General features: G+C 63.3%; 1 protein-coding gene. It reads left to right on the forward strand.

Features of this window, described 5'->3' with window-relative positions; translation table 11 throughout:
- Window positions 1-510, forward strand: a 510-nt coding sequence (locus F8N80_RS30990) for a condensation domain-containing protein (protein WP_150785346.1), incomplete at both ends; no start/stop codon positions are given.

Below are 510 nucleotides of genomic sequence, written 5' to 3' on the forward strand. Positions count from 1 at the left end.
GATTTACACCCATCACCACATCCTCATGGACGGCTGGAGCAACTCGCAGTTGCTCGGCGAAGTCTTGCAGCGCTACAACGGTCGCACGCCGCTGAATGGCGGCGGGCGTTATCGCGATTACATTGCCTGGCTGCAACGCCAGGACGGCCAACTGAGTGAGGATTTCTGGAACGGCCAATTGGCCGCCCTGCAAGAGCCGACGCGACTGGCGCGCGCGGCTACCGCTGGCGAGAACCAGAGCGGCCACGGCGATCATTACCGGACACTGGATGTGCAGCGCACCCAGGCGCTGGAAACCTTTGCCCGCCAGCAAAAAGTTACCGTCAACACCTTGGTGCAAGCAGCATGGTTGCTGTTGCTGCAACGCTACACCGGCCACGAAGCCGTGGCGTTCGGTGCGACCGTGGCCGGGCGGCCGGCGGATCTGCCGGGCATCGAGCAGCAGGTCGGTCTGTTCATCAACACCTTGCCGGTGATCGGCACGCCGCGTCCGGATCAAAGCGTTGGCAG

The sequence above is a fragment of the Pseudomonas fluorescens genome, assembly GCF_902497995.1.
Lineage (GTDB): Bacteria > Pseudomonadota > Gammaproteobacteria > Pseudomonadales > Pseudomonadaceae > Aquipseudomonas > Aquipseudomonas fluorescens_BK.